Here is a 691-nt window from a genome sequence, read left to right on the forward strand (position 1 = left end):
CGCCGCGCCGCCGCGCCTGCGCGCGCACGCCGCCGCCGCCGCGGGCGTGTCCGGAGGCCGCGGATGAGCGCGCTGCCGATTGCGACGAACCGCTACTTCGACAACCACTTCGGCCTGCCCGGCGTGAAGCTGCTGCCGAACGAGTTCTATACGACGGCCGACGACATGGTGCTGACGACCGTGCTGGGCTCGTGCGTCGCCGCCTGCCTGCACGATCCGTTCGCGGGCATCGGCGGGATGAACCATTTCATGCTGCCCGACGACGGCGCGGACGCCGGCGCGCCCGCATCGGAATCGATGCGCTACGGCGCGTACGCGATGGAAGTGCTGATCAACGAACTGATCAAGGCCGGCGCGCGCCGCGATCGCTTCGAAGCGAAGGTGTTCGGCGGCGCGGCCGTGCTCGCCGGCATGACGACGATCAACATCGGCGATCGCAACGCCGACTTCGTGCGCCGCTACCTCGCGCTCGAACGCATCCGCATCACCGCCGAGGATCTGCAGGGCGTGCATCCGCGCAAGGTCGCGTTCATGCCGCACACCGGCCGCGCGATGGTGAAGAAGCTGCGGCTGCAGGTGCCGGGCGTCACCGAGCGCGAAGCCGCGCTCGCGCGCGAGGCCGAGCGGCTGCGGGCGGCGCGCGCGCACGTCGAGCTGTTCCGGACGAAGCCGCCGGCTGCGCCGCAGCCGG

At 71.8% G+C, this 691-nt stretch carries 1 protein-coding gene; it reads left to right on the top strand.

Annotated elements, in window-relative coordinates; genetic code table 11:
- Positions 1 to 63: 63 nt before the first annotated feature.
- A partial coding sequence (cheD, locus tag HMPREF3115_RS21175) for a chemoreceptor glutamine deamidase CheD (RefSeq protein WP_070555911.1) occupies positions 64 to 691 on the top strand: 628 nt, incomplete at its 3' end.

The organism is Burkholderia sp. HMSC10F09 (assembly GCF_001806955.1).
GTDB lineage: Bacteria > Pseudomonadota > Gammaproteobacteria > Burkholderiales > Burkholderiaceae > Burkholderia > Burkholderia multivorans.